At 38.8% G+C, this 18,392-nt stretch carries 18 protein-coding genes and 2 pseudogenes; 5 read left to right on the top strand and 15 right to left on the bottom strand.

What is annotated here, in order from left to right; all coding sequences use genetic code 11:
- Window positions 1-17 precede the first annotated feature (17 nt).
- The 5 genes from F991_RS10615 to F991_RS10635 all read right to left on the bottom strand — a co-directional run bounded on the left by F991_RS10615 (window position 18) and on the right by F991_RS10635 (window position 7,405).
- The gene (locus tag F991_RS10615) at window positions 18-3,002 is read right to left on the bottom strand and encodes a hypothetical protein (protein ID WP_004671232.1); all 2,985 of its coding nucleotides are present in this window, start codon (window positions 3,000-3,002) and stop codon (window positions 18-20) included.
- 6 nt (window positions 3,003-3,008) lie between these two features.
- A complete protein-coding gene (locus F991_RS10620) occupies window positions 3,009-5,435 on the bottom strand; it encodes a DUF2345 domain-containing protein (RefSeq protein ID WP_004671234.1) in 2,427 nt (808 codons plus the stop codon).
- A gap of 149 nt (window positions 5,436-5,584) precedes the next feature.
- Window positions 5,585-5,938, bottom strand: coding sequence for a winged helix-turn-helix domain-containing protein (locus tag F991_RS10625; RefSeq protein WP_004671236.1), 354 nt, complete (start codon window positions 5,936-5,938; stop codon window positions 5,585-5,587).
- Window positions 5,939-5,999: 61 nt separating this feature from the next.
- On the bottom strand, window positions 6,000-7,109 hold the full coding sequence (locus tag F991_RS10630; RefSeq protein WP_034595635.1) for an S-(hydroxymethyl)glutathione dehydrogenase/class III alcohol dehydrogenase: 1,110 nt from the start codon (window positions 7,107-7,109) through the stop codon (window positions 6,000-6,002).
- Window positions 7,110-7,129: 20 nt separating this feature from the next.
- Window positions 7,130-7,405, bottom strand: a complete 276-nt coding sequence (locus F991_RS10635; protein WP_004671240.1) for a metal/formaldehyde-sensitive transcriptional repressor — start codon at window positions 7,403-7,405, stop codon at window positions 7,130-7,132.
- A 296-nt stretch (window positions 7,406-7,701) separates the two neighbouring features.
- On the opposite strand from F991_RS10635, the gene F991_RS10640 reads away from it, so the two are divergent.
- The gene (locus F991_RS10640; protein WP_051064213.1) at window positions 7,702-9,210 is read left to right on the top strand and encodes a phospholipase D family protein; all 1,509 of its coding nucleotides are present in this window, start codon (window positions 7,702-7,704) and stop codon (window positions 9,208-9,210) included.
- Between the two features lie 16 nt (window positions 9,211-9,226).
- Here F991_RS10640 and F991_RS10645 read toward each other — a convergent pair whose 3' ends face one another.
- Window positions 9,227-9,817, bottom strand: coding sequence for a uracil-DNA glycosylase family protein (locus F991_RS10645; protein ID WP_004671243.1), 591 nt, complete (start codon window positions 9,815-9,817; stop codon window positions 9,227-9,229).
- A 368-nt stretch (window positions 9,818-10,185) separates the two neighbouring features.
- Here F991_RS10645 and F991_RS10650 point away from each other — a divergent pair.
- Window positions 10,186-10,536: pseudogene (locus tag F991_RS10650) on the top strand (glutathione S-transferase); the annotation flags it as partial.
- Window positions 10,537-10,595: 59 nt separating this feature from the next.
- Here the strand turns inward: F991_RS10650 and F991_RS17215 are convergent.
- A protein-coding gene (locus F991_RS17215) for an IS3 family transposase (RefSeq protein ID WP_155757138.1) occupies window positions 10,596-11,740 on the bottom strand; the annotation gives its coding sequence in 2 pieces (ribosomal slippage) (window positions 10,596-11,476 and window positions 11,476-11,740; 1,146 coding nt in all).
- 75 nt (window positions 11,741-11,815) lie between these two features.
- Here F991_RS17215 and F991_RS10665 point away from each other — a divergent pair.
- Window positions 11,816-12,103, top strand: a pseudogene (locus tag F991_RS10665) (glutathione S-transferase family protein); the annotation flags it as partial.
- Window positions 12,104-12,180: 77 nt separating this feature from the next.
- On the opposite strand, the gene F991_RS10670 reads toward F991_RS10665, so the two are convergent.
- The 5 genes from F991_RS10670 to F991_RS10690 form a co-directional block, all read right to left on the bottom strand.
- Window positions 12,181-12,441, bottom strand: coding sequence for a hypothetical protein (locus F991_RS10670; protein ID WP_004671246.1), 261 nt, complete (start codon window positions 12,439-12,441; stop codon window positions 12,181-12,183).
- A gap of 174 nt (window positions 12,442-12,615) precedes the next feature.
- Window positions 12,616-13,314: a histidine phosphatase family protein gene (locus F991_RS10675; protein WP_004671249.1), complete on the bottom strand. Its 699-nt coding sequence runs from the start codon at window positions 13,312-13,314 to the stop codon at window positions 12,616-12,618.
- A gap of 192 nt (window positions 13,315-13,506) precedes the next feature.
- The gene (locus tag F991_RS10680; protein WP_004671251.1) at window positions 13,507-14,379 is read right to left on the bottom strand and encodes an MBL fold metallo-hydrolase; all 873 of its coding nucleotides are present in this window, start codon (window positions 14,377-14,379) and stop codon (window positions 13,507-13,509) included.
- Window positions 14,380-14,389: 10 nt separating this feature from the next.
- A complete protein-coding gene (locus tag F991_RS10685; protein ID WP_004671252.1) occupies window positions 14,390-14,800 on the bottom strand; it encodes a DUF6691 family protein in 411 nt (136 codons plus the stop codon).
- Window positions 14,800-15,216 carry a YeeE/YedE family protein gene (locus F991_RS10690; RefSeq protein ID WP_004671255.1) on the bottom strand — a complete coding sequence of 139 codons (417 nt, stop codon included), beginning with the start codon at window positions 15,214-15,216 and terminating at the stop codon, window positions 14,800-14,802. Before F991_RS10690 ends, F991_RS10685 begins: the two co-directional genes overlap by 1 nt.
- Before the next feature lie 235 nt (window positions 15,217-15,451).
- On the opposite strand from F991_RS10690, the gene F991_RS10695 reads away from it, so the two are divergent.
- Together F991_RS10695 and F991_RS10700 are read left to right on the top strand one after the other, a co-directional pair.
- Window positions 15,452-15,823, top strand: coding sequence for an MbcA/ParS/Xre antitoxin family protein (locus F991_RS10695; RefSeq protein WP_004671256.1), 372 nt, complete (start codon window positions 15,452-15,454; stop codon window positions 15,821-15,823).
- On the top strand, window positions 15,820-16,584 hold the full coding sequence (locus F991_RS10700) for an RES family NAD+ phosphorylase (protein ID WP_004671257.1): 765 nt from the start codon (window positions 15,820-15,822) through the stop codon (window positions 16,582-16,584). Before F991_RS10695 ends, F991_RS10700 begins: the two co-directional genes overlap by 4 nt.
- A gap of 59 nt (window positions 16,585-16,643) precedes the next feature.
- Here F991_RS10700 and F991_RS10705 read toward each other — a convergent pair whose 3' ends face one another.
- From F991_RS10705 to ftsB, 3 genes are all read right to left on the bottom strand, one after another.
- Window positions 16,644-17,120 carry a DUF6438 domain-containing protein gene (locus F991_RS10705; protein ID WP_004671265.1) on the bottom strand — a complete coding sequence of 159 codons (477 nt, stop codon included), beginning with the start codon at window positions 17,118-17,120 and terminating at the stop codon, window positions 16,644-16,646.
- A gap of 134 nt (window positions 17,121-17,254) precedes the next feature.
- On the bottom strand, window positions 17,255-17,950 hold the full coding sequence (ispD, locus tag F991_RS10710; protein ID WP_004671266.1) for a 2-C-methyl-D-erythritol 4-phosphate cytidylyltransferase: 696 nt from the start codon (window positions 17,948-17,950) through the stop codon (window positions 17,255-17,257).
- Entirely contained in the window at window positions 17,940-18,305 is a 366-nt protein-coding gene (gene ftsB / locus F991_RS10715) for a cell division protein FtsB (RefSeq protein ID WP_004671267.1), read from the bottom strand. The genes ispD and ftsB overlap by 11 nt, the downstream gene beginning before the upstream one ends.
- Window positions 18,306-18,392 lie beyond the last annotated feature (87 nt).

Genomic DNA, 18,392 nt, shown 5'->3' on the forward strand with positions numbered 1-18,392 from the left:
CCTATTAAGGTGTACCTTTAAACATGGTACACCTTGGACTCCTCGGATTCATCCTGTTCAAATGGGGCTAATATTTCAAGGTTACTTGCCATCAACGCTTGCTCCTCAAACCCTCTCGATATGCCTTGCTGCATGCGTAATTGCTCAAAACGATAGTCATCTTGATTTTGCACCAACATATAGTTCCAAGAAGTTCCAGTCACCGCCCTTGCTCCCTTGCGATATTTTAAATAGTCTTTGAGCCACTGATTAATATGAGTTCCTGCATAATCAATGCCTTGATTAATACAGCGAATAATATCTTCCGCATATTTTTTATCACTGCCATAATTTAAAAAGCGAATCAAATCCCCTTCCACTTTACCAAATTGATCTCGTGTTAACTTTTCACCTTGTGGATGAATATGTTGAATGGTATTTTGCCATTCTGCTACGGTGATACAGGTTTTTAAGATATTAATCACTGCGGTTTTTCGTGCAGGGAAAAACTGAATTTCTCGCTCACTAAAAGACACCCGAATATCAAAAATCGGAGCAGTACGATCACTCCAATGGGTCACTGCATACAGTAAGATGCCTTTGCTTTCTGGTGGGGCAATGATTAACTCCTCTCGTCCTTTAGCGGAGTTTACATGATTAGCTGTTTTTAAACGACCTTGGTCAATATCAAGTCGCTTAACCCAAAGATCAAATGAGTCTGCAATTACCTCTAAGTTTTGTGTTATTGGATGATCCTCACCAATACAATAAGCGAGTACTCGTGACATCAACAAGAACGCTCGCTCCGAGATATAGACCAAACTTCTAAACCCTGCTTGTAATAACTGCAATTTAATAAAACCGATATAGTTGAGGATATGCTCAGTCCCCACGGTAAATGTCGCAATCCCTTTTGCACCAATACCCCAACATAAATGCGCTGCGGCACGAACCTTAAAACATCCATCATGGTAAATCAGTTGGAATTGCCCTTGTGCACCAGCACCCGCACTGACACCAGCACCAGCAGACACCGCAGCGATGGTGACAAATTCTCCCTCACCACTACTATCTGCACTCGGTTTAAACCACTCTATTCCGCCCTTTAATACACCTTGGATTTGCGCACCAATAAATGCTTCCACGCCTACGGTTGCTTGTGGCTTGCCACTGTTCTGATCAGCAGTAATTTCTTTTAAACTACCTTGCGCTGGTTCAAACATCGGCTTACGCTCACGATTCAGCATGTTCGTCATCGATTGCTCTGGCTCACGCACCACTGCGGATAGCATTTGAGTCGTACCTTGATGGGTAATATCTACCGATAGATTTCCTGCGATCCCAAGATTGGCACCTGAGAAACCCGATAACTCTGTACCGATTAAAAAACGGATCGTACCTAAATCATAATTTTCAATTTCTAGCGTCCATCCTGACTCACACGGATAGAACCGACGCCATTCTTTTACCCCTTCAAACAGCGTCCATTTGACCGAAGCATCTCCGCTCAATTTCATTTTTAAACCAGCTGAAGATGCACTGATCATCCCTTCACCACCAGCACCCGCAACCATGCGCAACCACTGTGCTTCCTGATTAACAGTGACATCATTACTGTTGACATATTCTTCAGCAATTTCACCGCCCAAACCACCAATCAGGTTATAAACCGCTTTATCACCACCCACTGATTTTTTTGCGGTCAACAACTGTTGTCCTAATTTTTGAAATTCCTTTTTGATGAAACTCGGTGATGCAACCTGCCCATTTTCCCTTATAATTTGAACTTGTTTTTCTTCATTTAAACGTTCTTTCTTATAGTTTTCATAATCAGAAACTTTTAAATAGCGTCTTCCTAAGTCATATTTAGAATCAGCTTGACCCTTTTCTCCTGTTGTTTCAACGATCCAGACTTCTTTCAAATCAGCAACTTGTTTAAATTCACCATTTATTTTTTCAATGGCTTTTTGCTGATTGATATTTAGTCTTTTTTCAAGTTCCTTGATTTCTTCAAGATTTCGAAGTTGAATCTGGCGAGTGAGATCAGCATTAGATTTATGCACATCTTTTATAGCATCGGATAATATCTTGGTTTTTCGATCAAATTCAGCATAAAGTGCAGGTGGAAGAATCAAAACCTCATTGTTATGTGGATTGATCACAATCGGCGGTTTTTGTGCTTCTCCCAGATTCGCTTTATGGTTGATATCGGGATTGGTTGTTGCACGTGCTACTGGAAAAATGATCTGATGAATAACTTGTTTATCTACACAGGTAATTGGCTCAAACCACTCGCTCTTTTTTGAAGTACTGCCCAATGGGTATTTAACTTGAGTTTTTAAATGGGTCTCCACGAGTTGTGTATAACCCTTTTGATCGGTGGGGATAAGTCGAAGTCCGACTAATGGTTTGTCTGGACCCTCACCAAAAACTTGATAGCTCATATTCGGGATACCATTGCCTCGACTATCAGCAAAACGGTACAACACATACATTTTAAATTTGAAATGCTTTCTTGCCTTGATTAGCCGGGTATTGTTCTTTTTGTATTCCTCATAAGACATATTCAAATTTTGCTCAAGTCTTTGTACGCCTTGATGAAAAGCAGGAGGCATTTGGGGACGATTAAAGAAGCTACCCTTCGGTGTGGTCTTGGCTTGGTTTTGTAATTTAGCACGAGCTGTTTCCCGTTGAAGTTCATACTGTTCTTTTGTTATGAATTTTATATTGCCATCCAAACGACCTTCTTTAATCTCAATAACATTAGTGCCTTCAGCCAAAACAGGTTTAATCAGCTTCCTCGGACTAAAAATAGTTTCATGCCCCTCAACAAAGACATGAAGCTTACCATTTGCTGTAAGTTCAATCGGCTTGGTTTGCCCACGTTCATCTGTCACATCTGTATAAGTAATGCGTCCTCCTTGTTGCGGAAAGAAAATAAGCGTGTACTTAACATTCGCCAAGCTTTTATTTCTTTGGTTATAAAAAATAAGGGTGTATTCGAGAACATTATATTTATTCATTATTTTTTAACCCTTTGTTACAAGCTTATATTTAGAAGCATTTTTATCACTAATATGGATAGAAATTTGCTCTGAACTCTCTGTTTGGAATTTCTGAGTTTGACCTGCTGCATTGGTTCGACCAACTTGTTGGCTACCATCTGCTCTAAATGCAATATATTCCACATTTTTCGCTGGCTTACCTGCGAGATCTACAATTTCAAACGTTAAATAACATGGCTTACTGTTCAGCTTTATATCTGGCATCGCAACTTGCGCACCTCCCATAAACAAATGCTGCCCAGCTTTACATTCAAACTTTCCACCTGTGGTTGGGAAAATACCACCACCATTAATTTCGAGTTGCGAACTATCGCCAACCATGACGATTTTCTTTTTTGCAATAAAATGTATTGAACCCTCTGTCGAGATAATTTGTATTCCAGCTTTAGCCAATATATCTAAACCATCACTCTGTGCCTGTATCTCAAACTTGCCTTTTGCTGCAACTTGTTTAATCCCGCCTTGTGCTGCAAATAGACTGATCTTTTGACTGGCTTGGGCGATTAAATTCTTTTGCGTACTCAGGTTAATGCTATCGCCTGCAAATTGGTTCAGTTGTCCATCAGCGGAAAGGTGTATGTCTTCTGGAGTACTCAGTCCAATACCATTCGGTGAGCTAAGTAATAGGATTGCTTCATTGAATTTAGCAATCTTGTCTTGAATTGTCTCGGCGAACGCTTTGAGTTGTTCTAAAGCTTCGAGTTCATCCGTCTGTTGGTTCTTTGCCACTTCACTCAAGGCTTTGGCATTGGCTTGGTTGCCTTCCAGCTGTTGTTTGGCTGTTTGTGCTTCGAGATGATCGCCTTGAGCTTGCGCTTGTGCATGGGTGGTGATCAGTAAGCCTTCGCCTGCGCGGATCGCGCCCCATTGGTCAGTGCGTAGTTCAAAGCCTTCGCCTGCCCACGGGGTCAGTACATCCACCCATACCGAGTCGGTATCGTTGTCGTTGCTACCTGCACCGCCATCGTGTTGATGGTCATCATTTCGGGTGAACAGGAATCGGACTTTGATTCTGCCCCATTCATCGACATGGATTTCTTCACCTGATGGCCCAACCACTTTGGCACGTTGTGGGTTGGCTGCTGGACGGTGCTGCAGTGGATGGTATTCGGGTACAGTTTTGATGTTACGACGTTGTAGGGTCAGTTGGTTGGCTTGGCGTTCTCCGCTATTGTTTGAATATTGCCATTGGCTTTGTTCAACTAATTGGCTGATTTGATCGTTCAAATCTTTGGGTAGGTTGTTCTGATTAAACCAACCTTTTTTGATGATTAGAAACTCTTGGTCTGCCCCACTGTGTTGATCTATTTCAGGGTGTTCGTTCAGTTTAAACCAGTAGCCGACTTGTGTGTCTCGTACTGTAGTATGGGCAATAAACTGTTTGGCTTGGGCATTGTGGTAGTGGCCGAGGTTTTGATTAAGTTTTTCAATTTGGTTGTTACCTGATGCAGTTGCACCATCTTCACCATTGAGGTCTTGCATCCATGCAGGCGTGATGCACCATGCATCTTCAAGTCCAAGTGATGCGACATCATGTTGTTGGCTATGTTGGTGTTTCGTTTGTACGCTACCGGCACCGTCCTCTTGTTCTAGGGCATCGGCTTGCCAGCGTTGGATATGGACTGCGGTCGGTTGTAGAGAGCGTTCAGCAATCAGACTGGTCATACTGTCAAATTGTTCTGTGGCACTGCTGCGGTGATAACGAATCGTTCTGCGATTTAAGGCTTGGTATTGGTTGTTATCGTCAATTAAACGCAGTTTTTGCGCTTGGATCGGACTATTGCTGTTGGCAACGTTGAGTTGGGCTTCATCAATTAACCAGTTAACACCTTCACTACGCAATAAATTCGTTAGAAATTCTGCATCGGTTTGATTGTGTTGCATAGTGAATGGGCGAACATCGTAGTCTTGCGTAAGCCCACTGAGATCCAAGCTAAGACTGGATGCAAATAAGGGATTTTGTTGTTGCCATTCCTTAAAAACAACTTCCAATACCTCTATAACCGTCTTATTCATAAACACGCGGCTATTACGACGTTTATGCCACAGTGCAGTGGCATCTTGCAGTTTGAGTTTATATAGGGTCAAACTGCCATCAGATTGTCCTTGGACGGCTTCGGTGACAATCCCTGTGGTTCTAAAGAGTGTGCCTATATCCGTAACGGTATCGACAGCAACTTGGCAACCAATGAATTGTTTTAATGGAATGGTCGCGTTCGTAGATAAGCATATAAGGGCGGCAGTAATTCCGCCATTCAGACTATGCGTACCTTCAATACGCTGCAAAAATACCTGATTGGCTAAAGCAGGATTCGAAAATTGAATATGAATTGCACGTTTCTGTGCAGTTAAGCCGAGTTGTTCTAATGCAGAAAAAATAGTCTTGAACATTGCTTCTTATTGAGTTTTTTTAAACGTAAAGGCATTTTACAGGAAAAATCGATGATATGTTCAGACAGTTTCGTCTATTTGTGACGATTTGTGTCACCATTATAGAGGGGGATGCCTTTTAAAAATTCACTGGACAATCATCCTATTCTTCATTTCATTTCCATATAATTAGATAACTCTTCAAATTCTGATTCGACTGCCTGAATCGCTTGCTGCTCCATTATTCTAAATTTATTTAATACCAATTGTCCTAATTCCGTGACCACTGCACCACCACCATGTATTCCGCCAGTCTGAGTTTCAACAAGATTGGAACGAAAACATTGGTTCATTGTCTCTACCAACTGCCATGCACGCCGATAACTCATATTCATACATTTAGCGGCTTGAGATATTGAACCTGTACGTTGAATCGCTTCAAGTAACTCAGCTTTTCCAGGTCCAAAAGCAATTTCATTTTCAGACAATATACGAACATGAAGTTTTAAACGTGCTTTCGTCATGAATAGCTGCTCATAGATGATTTGATGGCACTTTTCGCACCATCAAATCTAAACTTAAACATTAGAAATGAATCACAGTACGGATAGATTTACCTTCATGCATCAAATCAAAGGCTTCATTAATATTCTCAAGTGGCATGGTATGCGTTACAAAAGGTTCAAGTTGAATTTCACCTTTCATTGCATCTTCTACCATTTTCGGGAGTTGCGAACGACCTTTCACCCCACCGAACGCTGTACCCATCCACTTACGACCTGTGACCAGTTGGAAAGGACGCGTCGAAATTTCCTGACCTGCACCGGCTACACCAATAATCACTGATTGTCCCCAACCACGATGAGCACATTCCAAAGCAGAACGCATCACATTGGTATTACCAATACATTCAAAAGAATGATCAACGCCCCAACCTGTCATTTCTACAATCACTTGCTGAATCGGTTGTTCATAATCTTTTGGATTTAAACAATCTGTTGCACCAAACTGTTTCGCCAATTCAAATTTATCAGGATTAGTATCCACAACAATGATTCGTCCAGCTTTAGCCTGACGTGCACCTTGTACGACTGCCAAACCAATACCACCTAAGCCAAAGACGGCAACACTATCCCCTTCTTGTACTTTCGCTGTGTTATGTACTGCACCGATACCTGTCGTTACACCACAGCCTAATAAACAGACTTGTTCATGATTGGCTTCAGGGTTAATTTTCGCCAAAGAGACTTCAGCAACAACCGTGTATTCACTAAAGGTTGAGCAACCCATATAGTGGTAAATTGGCTGACCATTATAAGAAAAACGGGTTGTGCCATCAGGCATAACACCCTTACCTTGAGTTGCACGAACCGCTACACATAGATTGGTTTTGCCCGATTTACAGAATAAACATTCCTTACATTCTGCCGTATAAAGCGGAATCACATGATCGCCAACCGCAACACTGGTCACACCTTCACCGATTTGAACCACAACCCCTGCGCCTTCATGACCCAAAACGGCAGGAAAAACACCTTCGGGATCATCACCTGATAAAGTAAAGGCATCTGTATGGCATACACCTGTATGTGTAATTTTAATGAGGACTTCACCTGCTTTCGGTGGCTCAACATCAAGTTCTACGATTTGTAATGATTCACCAGCGGCAAAAGCAACGGCTGCACGAGATTTAATCACAATGACACTCCTGAATTTTACTTTAAATAAGATTTAAGAATTTTACTGACTTGGATGAGCTCTTGACTGCGTTGCAACTCAGAAGAGTCACCGACAACCAAAGTATCTTTTAAATGAATTTCGAGAAGTTCATTCATCAAACCATTTATAGAACCACGAACTGCACAGATTTGCTGCAAAATATCTGCACATTCTGCGTCATTTTCCAAAGCACGCTCAACACTCTGAACTTGACCTTGGATGCGTCTTACACGAGTGAGGATCTTTTTTTTGTCCTCTAATTGCTTAGGCATAATGTCGATCACATTAAATCTAAAAACATACTATACACCAGTATAGTACTATGGCTCAATATTTATTGATTTATACACTATACATCTGTATTGATTCAGAGTATTTACATAGGAAAAATATATAAATTAAAATATAAGCTGTTGATTATATTTATAATTACATTTAAACCTTGGAAAGAAAACGTATTTAGATATATAAGAAAATCAATAACCTACAAATTACTGTTGGACTCACACGCTTGATAAATAAAATGATAAACAATTCATACTCTTTCAAGATAATGACACTTGGTATTATGTTAGCAATAAGTGGCTGTTCATTGCCCCCCAATCAAAACCATGATCGGAGTAATCCCTTGCAAACAAAAACAAAATGGATAAATGATCCTCAAACCGATCTTAATATTGAAAATGGTTTAACTGCATTTTTAGCTTTGGATGATGCATTTTTAAGTATCGCATCTCGTATTCACTTAATCAGGAACGCTAAACATCATTTGGATTTGCAATATTACATTTGGAATGATGATCCAATTGGCAACTTGATGCTTTATGAATTACTCAATGCTGCTGACCGAGGGGTAAAAATCCGATTACTGATTGATGACCAAAATGGAGTCAAACTCGATAAAACTCTTAAAGCACTCTCGCAACATCCAAATCTAGACATTCGTATTTTCAATCCATATAAGTTTAGACATCTGCGCTTTATTGACTATATTTTCAGGTTAAATCAAATTAACCATCGCATGCACAATAAACTCACGATTGCTGATTCATCAATCGCAGTCACTGGTGGTCGAAATATTAGTAGTGAATACTTTGACGCCAGTGATCAATTCCAATTTAGTGACATGGACATTTTATTTTATGGCGCGTCTGTTGATCACGCTGCTGAGGTCTTCGACGAGTTTTGGCAAAGTCCTTTAAGTTATTCTACTGAACAATTACTTGGTCAAGGCACACCGCAGCAATTTGAAAGTATTAGGCAAAGTTATCAGGCTTTTGATGAAGAAAATACGCTTACTGAAAATAAGCTTGAAGCTGCGCAGGATTATTTAAAAATCCGTCTTCAAAACTACCCTATTCAATGGGCAAAAGCACACTTTGTTGCGGATCGACCGAATAAAGCATCGGGACAAGCAAAAGAGCAAGAACTGCTTTATGCACAAGTCTTAAAGATTATGGGAAAACCCGAGCAGCACATGGAGTTGGTTTCGGCCTATTTTGTGCCAACACAACGTGGAACAGAATACTTAAGCCAATTATCGAATAACGGTATCAAAGTTAGGGTGCTCACCAATAGTTTGGTCGCAAATGATGTTGCTGTGGTACATTCATTTTATAGTCAATACCGTAAACCGCTTCTACAAAATGGCGTACAACTTTACGAGTTCAAACCCAATATCGAAAGAAAAAAACGGACTTGGTATGAAATCGCAACGGGTAGCGTGATTCCTGTAAAAGGTAAAAATCGCTCAAGCCTACATGCAAAATTCTTTGATGTAGATGGTAAAGTTTTTATTGGTTCTTTTAATTTTGACCCTCGTTCTGCGCATTTAAATACTGAAGTCGGTTTGGTGGTTGAATCAGATCAATTACAGAATCAAGTTACCGCTCTTCTGGATGAACACATGTTACAAGTCGCCTATCAACTTAAACTTGATGCAGATGGCAATATTGTTTGGTTTGAACATAAGGAAAATGGTCAAGTCATTGAACATCATCATGACCCTGAGAGCACTAGATTCCAAAGGTTTAGCATGCATTTCGTGTCTTATTTTCCAGTAGAATGGATGATGTAGTTCAATTTTATATTGATTACACCAAACCAATTGTTTCAAAGAATTGTCGATAAGCATCCGCTTTTTTTTCTAAGGCTAAAGGATATGCCCGAGACGATGATGGTAAACGATATAAATTAAGCTTACGATTAGCATAATTTACTTGTACAGATTGACCAATCATAGGCTTATTTGCTTGCTCTGGAAAATGCTGCATCAAAGTATCGGTGGCCTTGTCCCCTGTAGTCATGATGGTATGGCACATTGGGATTTTTTCAAGCAATTCTGATAAATCAGTTGGTGTGACAATTTCCAAAAACTTGTCCGAAGCATTGCCTTGCAGCCGTTTAACTTGATAGGCCGTATCAAATATTCCAACACCAATTTGTGTTAAGAAATCACGTATAAGCTGTTCTTTAAAGTTTTTATTCGGCAAGTCTAAAAAATAGTCTTTGTCTTTAAAGAAAATCAAACCAAAGATACGCCACATATCATTTTGATAGTTCGGATAATAGAAATCCATTTTCCATCTACTTTGAGGCGGTGGAAAGCTTCCTAACATGAGTAATTTTGCATGAGCAGGTAGAAAAGGAGTTAGCGGATGTGTTTCTATTTCTATATCAGTCATTTAAATAAAAAACCAAGTTTAAAATTGAGTGAATAATTTTGATCATTTTATAGATATTTCTAGCTTTTTGCTTGTGCCTTTTCGTATAGCAAAATTTCAACAATAACTTTTTTCATTAAATTTTGAGTTCGCTGATTTGGGCAAACTGAGCAATATGTTGACTCAAAATCGAAGGAAAAGGTTTTTCTAAATCGCTTTCTAACTATCGGCATCATCCCCCCCTCTTTAGCCATAGGTATGGAACAATCATCAAAAGTTAGTAGCTCAGATGCTTTTTTAGAAAGTCGCCATGATAAATGTGTTTAATCGCTTATTGAAATTTGAAAAGTGTGGGAAAATTACCGTAAAACGCTTTAGCAGGAATTATCATGATTACATTACATCATTTAGATCAATCACGTTCTTTTCGAATTTTGTGGCTACTTGAAGAAATCAAACAGCCGTATCAACTGCAACGCTATTACCGTGATTTAACTACCCATTTAGCGCCTGAGTCTTTAAAAAATATTCATCCTTTAGGTAAGTCTCCTGTGATTGAGTGGCAAGGTAAAATCATTGCGGAATCAGGTGCCATAGTAGAGTTATTAATTCAGAAATTTGCACCTCACTTAGCACCAGACATCAATGATGCTACTTATGTAGACTATCTACAATGGATTCATTTCTCTGAAAGCTCTGCCATGTTGCCATTTTTATTAAAAGTTTTTAATGAGATAGAGAGGTGGTCCCACTTGTTTGAACAACTAAAAGCTTATTTATAAGTGATACTCTGCTCTAGTTAAGCTACCTTATTTTGTTGTGGTAGCTGGTCATAGTAAAACTCATCTGGAGTCATTTTGTCCAGACTCGAATGAGGTCGTTTCAAATTATAAAATTCAAAATATGCGTTTAATTGCTTCTTCGCATCCAAAACATTGCTGTAGGCTTTGAGATACACCTCTTCATATTTAACGCTCCGCCATAATCGTTCAACCATCACATTATCAACCCATCGACCTTTACCATCCATACTGATTTGAATGCCATTTGATTTCAATACATCAATAAATGCATCACTGGTAAACTGACTGCCTTGGTCTGTATTAAAGACTTCAGGTCGGCCATATTTTTCAATAGCTTCATTTAATGTTTCTATGCAAAATGTAACCTCCATACTAATCGATACTCTATGCGCAAGTACCTTGCGGCTATGCCAATCAATCACAGCACATAAATAAACAAAGCCTTTTGCCATAGGGATATACGTTATATCCGTAGACCACACTTGATTACTGCGCTGAATAGCCAATCCTTTGAGCAGATATGGATATTTACGGTGAGCTTGATTAGCCTGGCTTAAATTTGGTTTGCAATATAACGCATTAATGCCCATTTTCTTCATTAAAGTACGTGTATGACGTCGTCCTATATGATGTCCTTGACGATTCAATAAATCACGCATCATACGGCTACCTGCAAAAGGGTATTGCATATGTAACTCATCCATACAGCGCATCAGCTTCAGATCTGATTCACTCACAGGTTTTGGGCGATAGTAATAACAACCACGGGAGACTTTCAGCAGCTTAGCTTGCTTAGATACTGAAATCTGAAGTGAGTCATCGATTAACTTTTGTGGTTGAAGCGACCCAGTTTCTTCAACACACCTTCTAAAAAATCAATTTCTAATGCCTGCTCACCGATTTTTGCATGTAGTTTTTTTAGATCGATGGGTGGTTCTGTTGGAGCTTTTGATTGATCGAAAGCTTGCGAGGAAGCTGAAATCAGTTGATTTTTCCAGTCAATAATTTGGTTTTGATGAACATCAAATTCAGCACTCAATTCAGCAAGTGTTTTTTCTGCTTTAATCGCAGCAAGTGCTACCTTAGCTTTAAAGTCATTTGAATGATTTCTTCTTGGTCTACGTGTCATAAAATACTCCATATATTGATGTTTATAACATCATTTGGGGAGCAAAATATCACTTATAAGTGTTGTTCAAATTTCCTGATCCACCTCTTAGAGACCAAGCAAGGTACGCAGTTAATATTTCTAGAAAACTATACTCAAGTTGAATTTGATAAGGTTTTTGGTTATCTAAATGAGTATTTAGAAAATAAATCATACTTGGTGGAGGATCGTTTAACTGGTGCAGACTTTATGATGGGATTTGGACTTCATGCCTTAATTCATCAAATGGCACAAGGTGAGAAATACCCAAATATTCAAAAATATGTCGAGGGATTAAGTTTATTACCTAGCTGGAAAGCAGCAGTAAAAATTGAACAAGATGAAGTGAAGACCTGAAAATAAAAACATTATCAAGCGTTTTCATACAATACAGAAATGGAAAGCCCAGCTAAGGGCTTTCCGATCTAATCATTTTAAGCGTGAAATTCCTTCGTGGTCATCTCACCTAAATAACAAATAGATAACGTAAACAAGTTCTCAGGATCTGCTGATGGATCATTCTTTCTGATCCACTCCAATCCAATTACACCAAGCTCATTTAATTTTGATTGGGAAACGGGTGGTAAAAAGGTTTCCAAGGGCAGTTGAATGCTAAAATTTCGAGTATTACCACTACCATTCTTATCATTAAAAGTATAACCAATTAAATACCAGTGATATTTTTGTTCAGACATTTCTTATTCTCAAGTTGAATTGTTGAGATATTTTTATACCACAGAAACTCGAAAAACCCACTCAGAACACGTGTGCCTGTCTATTTTTTGTCACATCTCCATAGGCTCACAAGAGTTGAAGTCTGAGTAAGCGAACATCACTTTTCAGATGATTTAATAGACGAGTTCTCCCAGTTACAACCAAGTTAGCAAATCTGGATTTTTAGATTTAATAAATTGATGCTCGTTCACACTCAATAGCTGTGGCTCACCATTGACTAACTTCAAGGTGGTAACACTTGTGTTTGCAATCGACCAACTGAGCGCGAAAGTACGTTGCACACTTAACTCAAGTAATTTACCGACCACAACGGAGATCACGCCACCAGAAGTAAAAACAACAGCTTCTTGGGGTTGTTTATGTGCTAACTCTGCACATAAATTCTCTAATGCACTTTCTACACGCATTTTAAAGGTGAACCAAGATTCATCATACTCATGATGAAATTCTTCATTTGTCCAACGAGCAATCGCTTGATCGAAAATCTGAAATAAATAAGCTCTCGGGTCTACTTCTTGAAAAACGTCTTGTTGCAATACTTCTGGTTGGGCAAACCTTGGCTCATATAAAGAAAATACTTGCTGATGATTAAACTCATTCCATAACCCATCAGTTTTATAATCAGCTTGGGGAAAACACTCATTCAATGAAATTTGAGTGGTTTGTTGATGTCGCTTCATGCTACCTGAAACGATATAAGGCGGTTCAGTAAAAAGATGCTTAAAATATTGCCCCAAGAGCTTTGCTTGTGCTTCACCATTTTCAGATAGCTCATCGTAATTACTTTTACCAAATGAAGCCTGACCATGTCTGACTAAATAAATGGTGGTCATTTAAACACCTTAATTTCAGCAAGTTTTAAAATGAATTGTATTTTTATCATAGCGTTGACTGAATGTACAAAAATTTATGTTAGGAAATTGCATGTGACTAAGTTAATAAAATAGATGATTAAATTTACTTAGGCTATTTAGAGCACATGCAATAACATCGACATTTAGTATAGTAAACCCGGCTTAGATGATTCACTGCTTAAAGTAGTTTAGAGGTAGCTTTAAATAACGTATGCCATTGGACTCAGGTTCAGGAAAACGCCCAGCATCCATGTTGATTTGAATAGATGGCAGAATCAGTTTCGGCATAGCCAAAGTTGCATCTCGTGCTTGTCTCATATTCACAAAATCTTGCTTGTGAGTTTTAGCATCTATATGAATATTGGTTTGCTTTTGTGCATTGATAGTTGTTTCATAAAGGTATTCATTTCTTCCTTCAGGCTTATAATCATGGCAGAGAAAAACTCGTGTTTGATCAGGAAGTTGATATAGTTTTTGTACCGAATCAAATAAAGTATCTGCACTACCTTTAGGAAAGTCACAACGTGCTGTGCCATAGTCTGGCATAAATAGCGTATCCCCTACGAACACAGCATCACCGATCACATAACTTAAGCATGCAGGTGTATGTCCTGGCGTTGGGAGATTGAATGCATCCAATTCACCGATACTAAAATGCTCGTTATCTTTGAATAAATAATCAAAGCTTTGATGGGTGTTAAAATACTTTATATCAATGCCATATATTGCACTGAAAGTTTGTTGAACAATACTGATCTTCTGACTCATGGCAACTTTACCACCCAGTTTTGATTTTAAGTATTGAGAAGCCGTTAGATGATCTGCATGTACATGTGTTTCCAATATCCATTCAACTTTTAATTGATGATCTTCAACATATTGAACGATTTGATCCGCACTTTCAGTCGAAGTTGAAGCCGATGCAGAGTCATAGTTCAATACGCTATCAATTACAGCACAACAGTTCGTCTGTGGATCGCTCACTACATAACTAAATGTATTGGTATCTTGATCAAAAAAAGCTTTAACTTGAGGATATTGCATGGTATTTCTCCTAGCGCTTAGCCCATAAATGATGAATAAACATTCCAAACAGCATGGCCGTAATAAAATACCAAATCTGAGAATAACCCAAGCCAATCAATGTAATTGCAGGTGCAGGGCAAACACCCGCAATACCCCAACCTACACCGAATAAAATTGCTCCGATCCCCAGTTTTTTATCAATCTGAGTATTTGTTGGTAAAGTAATTTTTTCTCCAAATAATGTTTTTGGGTGACGAATTGCTTTTTGGAAAGGAATAATTGCAACAGCAATTGCACCAATCATCACAAACATTAAGCTAATATCCCATTGGCCAAAGATATCTAAGAAACCTAAAACTTTTGCTGGATTTGACATCCCAGAAATCATTAAACCTAAAGCAAATAAGCTACCAAATAAAAAAGCGAAAATATTTTTCATTACATCGCTCCCACTAGATGACGAGCTATATATACCGTTACGATCCCAGCAAACATAAATATCATCGTTGCGATTATTGAACGGATAGATAAACGACTTATTCCACAAATACCATGTCCACTAGTACATCCCGAACCTAAGCGCGTACCGAAGCCAACCAATACCCCTGCTGTCATCAAGGCGATCGGAGATGACTCTAAGATGATCTCAGGCTTAACAAATAATTGATAAATAAATGGTGTGATAAGTAGACCTAACAAAAACCAAAAAGCTGGGCTTTTAAATAATGATTTTGGTTGGAGTAGCTGGGCGATCAGACCACTAATTCCTGCGATCCGACCATTCACATATAAGTAACCAATAACTGCTAACCCAATAAGCACACCGCCCATCAGTGCCAACAAAATGCTATGCATATTCCGCTCCGAACATTATGTGTTTTTATAATATATTATTTAGAATAATAATATAAGCTATTTTTCTACATTTGATTTAATGCGTTATTTTATCTACCTTTATTCAACTATATCTATTTTCGCCAATCAGATTCTACTTATATCATACGCATACAAAATCCTTACTCCAACACAAAGTTGTGCATATTGCACAATTAATATATAATAAGTGCATAGACAACATGAGGGTTTCATCATGAGTGCATTATTAAAACAACCCGCAGACAAAAAAGTTGTACTCGCTAAAGCGGTGCTCAATGCAGCAGAACAACTTGACCTAAAACAAGTACAATTAGCCGCCATTTTAGGTGTACACCGTACAGCGATCAGCCGATTGAAAAACAATCCTGAGTTAGATCCTGCGTCTAAACAAGGTGAATTGGCACTATTGCTTATTCGTCTATCACGGGCATTATATGCTTTGACTGGTGGAGACACCGACTGGATGCGCCACTTTATGAATACACCAAATCGTGTGACTGGTGGTGTTCCTGTTGAACAAATCGAAAGTGTAAGCGGATTGGTCTCTGTTCTGCAATTTGTCGATGCAATTCGAGGTAAAGTATGACCGCCATTGAACAAAATCTATGGCAACAGTGTCAAGGAAACCAACAAATAACGCCTCTATCTGGTACTTTATATCGTTTAGTAGAAAGCCAAGAACAAATTGCGACACGACAATTAGTTGATACCTTAGAAGAACAAGCTTTACTGGAGGATATGCTGGAGTTGGTTAAACCACCATATCCTCCAAACTCAGATCATTTACATTATCTACTTAAAACACCTTTTCGCTATCCTCCACTAAAATGGGGTTCTCGTTTTGGTCGCACCTTTGAACCAAGTATTTTTTATGGCGGATGTAGCATCGCAGTGACGCTAGCAGAATCAGCTTATTATCGCTTTATATTTTGGCATTCAATGAATGGCCAACCAAAGAAAAAAACCATACGTACCGAGCACACCTTATTCTCAGTCGGCTATCATTGTGATAAAGGTATCCGTTTACAATCTCCACCATTTGAACAGTATCTTGATCTTATCGCTCACCCGACAAACTACAGTTATGCTCAACAGTTGGGTACATCCATGAGAAATGCAGGCATAGAAATATTTGAATATCCATCTGCTCGTGAAAATAACCATGCAGCATGTGTTGGACTATTTACAGCAGATCACTTTAGCCAAAATAGCCCGATAGCTCGATCGCAATGGTTTTGTGATATTGGTGCAGATGAAGTTATATTTAAAGCAGTCGAAGATTCAAGCATTGTACGTTTTGAATTATCACAGTTTTTACAACAAGGTGAATTTCCAATGCCAGCATAAGATGGCAATCTTCATATAAAAATGCCCCGATATATCGGGGCAAATAAATAATATTCTATTTAACTCACTAAACCATCAACCCCAATCATTTTTGGCAACTTTTCAATCAGTTTATTGAGCTCAGCATTTGCTGGCGAAATACAGCCCATGTAGTGACTTAGTTTAGTTACCGTACCATCTGGACGTGACCAAGAAAAATAGGCATTCTGCTGGTCAGTTGCGGTCTCTTCACAAGCTGTAGTTTTTACACTCATACCTGTTTCTGGGCGATACGTTTTCAGCTCTTGTTGAAGCTTGCTATAAACAGAAGGATCAACGGTAAGGTCTTGCGTCCCAACAACTTTGGTATATTGCTTCCCATCAAAATGGACCTTCCCTGAAGGAGAAATTTCAACAGAATAAATCGGGCATGCACCAAAACAAGGGCTGGTCGAGTAGCGAATGGTTTCCTGTACGGTATCTTGAGGCTGTTGAGCAGTTGTTGCACAACCCACCAAAGAAAAGCTAAAAAGACCTGCAAGTAATAATTTTTTCATTTATTGATCCATTATCAAGAATGTTGTTTAAATTTAACAAATTGTGAAATATTTGTCATTTATGTTAACAGGAAAATGATAAATTTCATCTAATTTACTTAGGCTATTTTATAATAAGAAAGATATATCTAAATCTAGTTTGTTTGAGACAGAAGAACTAAGCGTGCAAGTTCTAAATCATCGGTATAAGTAATTTTAATATTATCTGAACGCCCTTGTACCACTTGCACAGCTTCACCGATATATTCCAAGGCACTTGCTTCATCGGTGATATTGATTTGGGCTGCCAAAGCAGCCTCAATCGCATGTTTGAGCGTTTTTAATTTTGCCATTTGTGGTGTTTGCGCTTGCCATAAATGCTCACGACTTACTGTTCTTTCAATCTGATCATTAGCTTGTACGTGTTTTAAAGTATCACGCACAGGTATTGCTAGAATCGAACTTTGATTCGATTGAACTGACGATAGCACTAATTTCTCTAAACAGTTCGCTGTTACACATGGACGTGCAGCATCATGTACCAAAACCCAATCATTTTCATCTGCAATATCGGATAAATAAATTAAAGCATTAAGCACAGAATGAACACGCTCGACACCACCTATACAGTAGTGCAATTTATCTAGATGTTGAAAAGAGAGTGTTCTAGCAAAGTTATCTTGCTCACCGATCGCTAGCACACACCCCGCCAAAACCAATGTATTTAAACGGTTGACCGTATGTTCAAGTACAGTTTGACTTTGAATATATTGATATTGTTTTAATTCGGTTTTGGAAAAACGACTGCCCGAACCTGCTGCGGGTACAATCGCCCAAAGCTTAGTTTTCATTGGTGGCAGTATCTACTTTTGCATTTGGATCAATATAAATTGGTTTGTAATGGGTACTAATAGTACTCATTTGCACAAAAGTTTCGTTAGGTTTAACTAAACCTAAATCTAAGCGTGCATGTTCCTCAATTGCTTCACTTCCGTTTTTTAAATCAAAAACTTCAGCGGCCAAAATACGATTACGCTCTTTTAACTCAGTATTGATTTCAGCTTGTTGTTGAATTTGATGAGTTAAAGCCTGATGAGGAACGTATCCGCCCTCACCTAGCCAAAACCGATACTGTAAACTTGCAATCAAAACGATTGCAAGCAACAGAATCAACTTACTTGAAGTAGATCGAAAAATCTCTAACATGAATAACTCCCTATATCCCTCTTTAAAGGAAGATCAGTCACGAATTCTATAGGATTCTGAATTCGTGAAGTTTCTCTCTTTTGTAAA

This window comes from Acinetobacter sp. CIP-A165 (genome assembly GCF_000367985.1).
In the GTDB taxonomy this organism is placed as follows: Bacteria; Pseudomonadota; Gammaproteobacteria; order Pseudomonadales; family Moraxellaceae; genus Acinetobacter.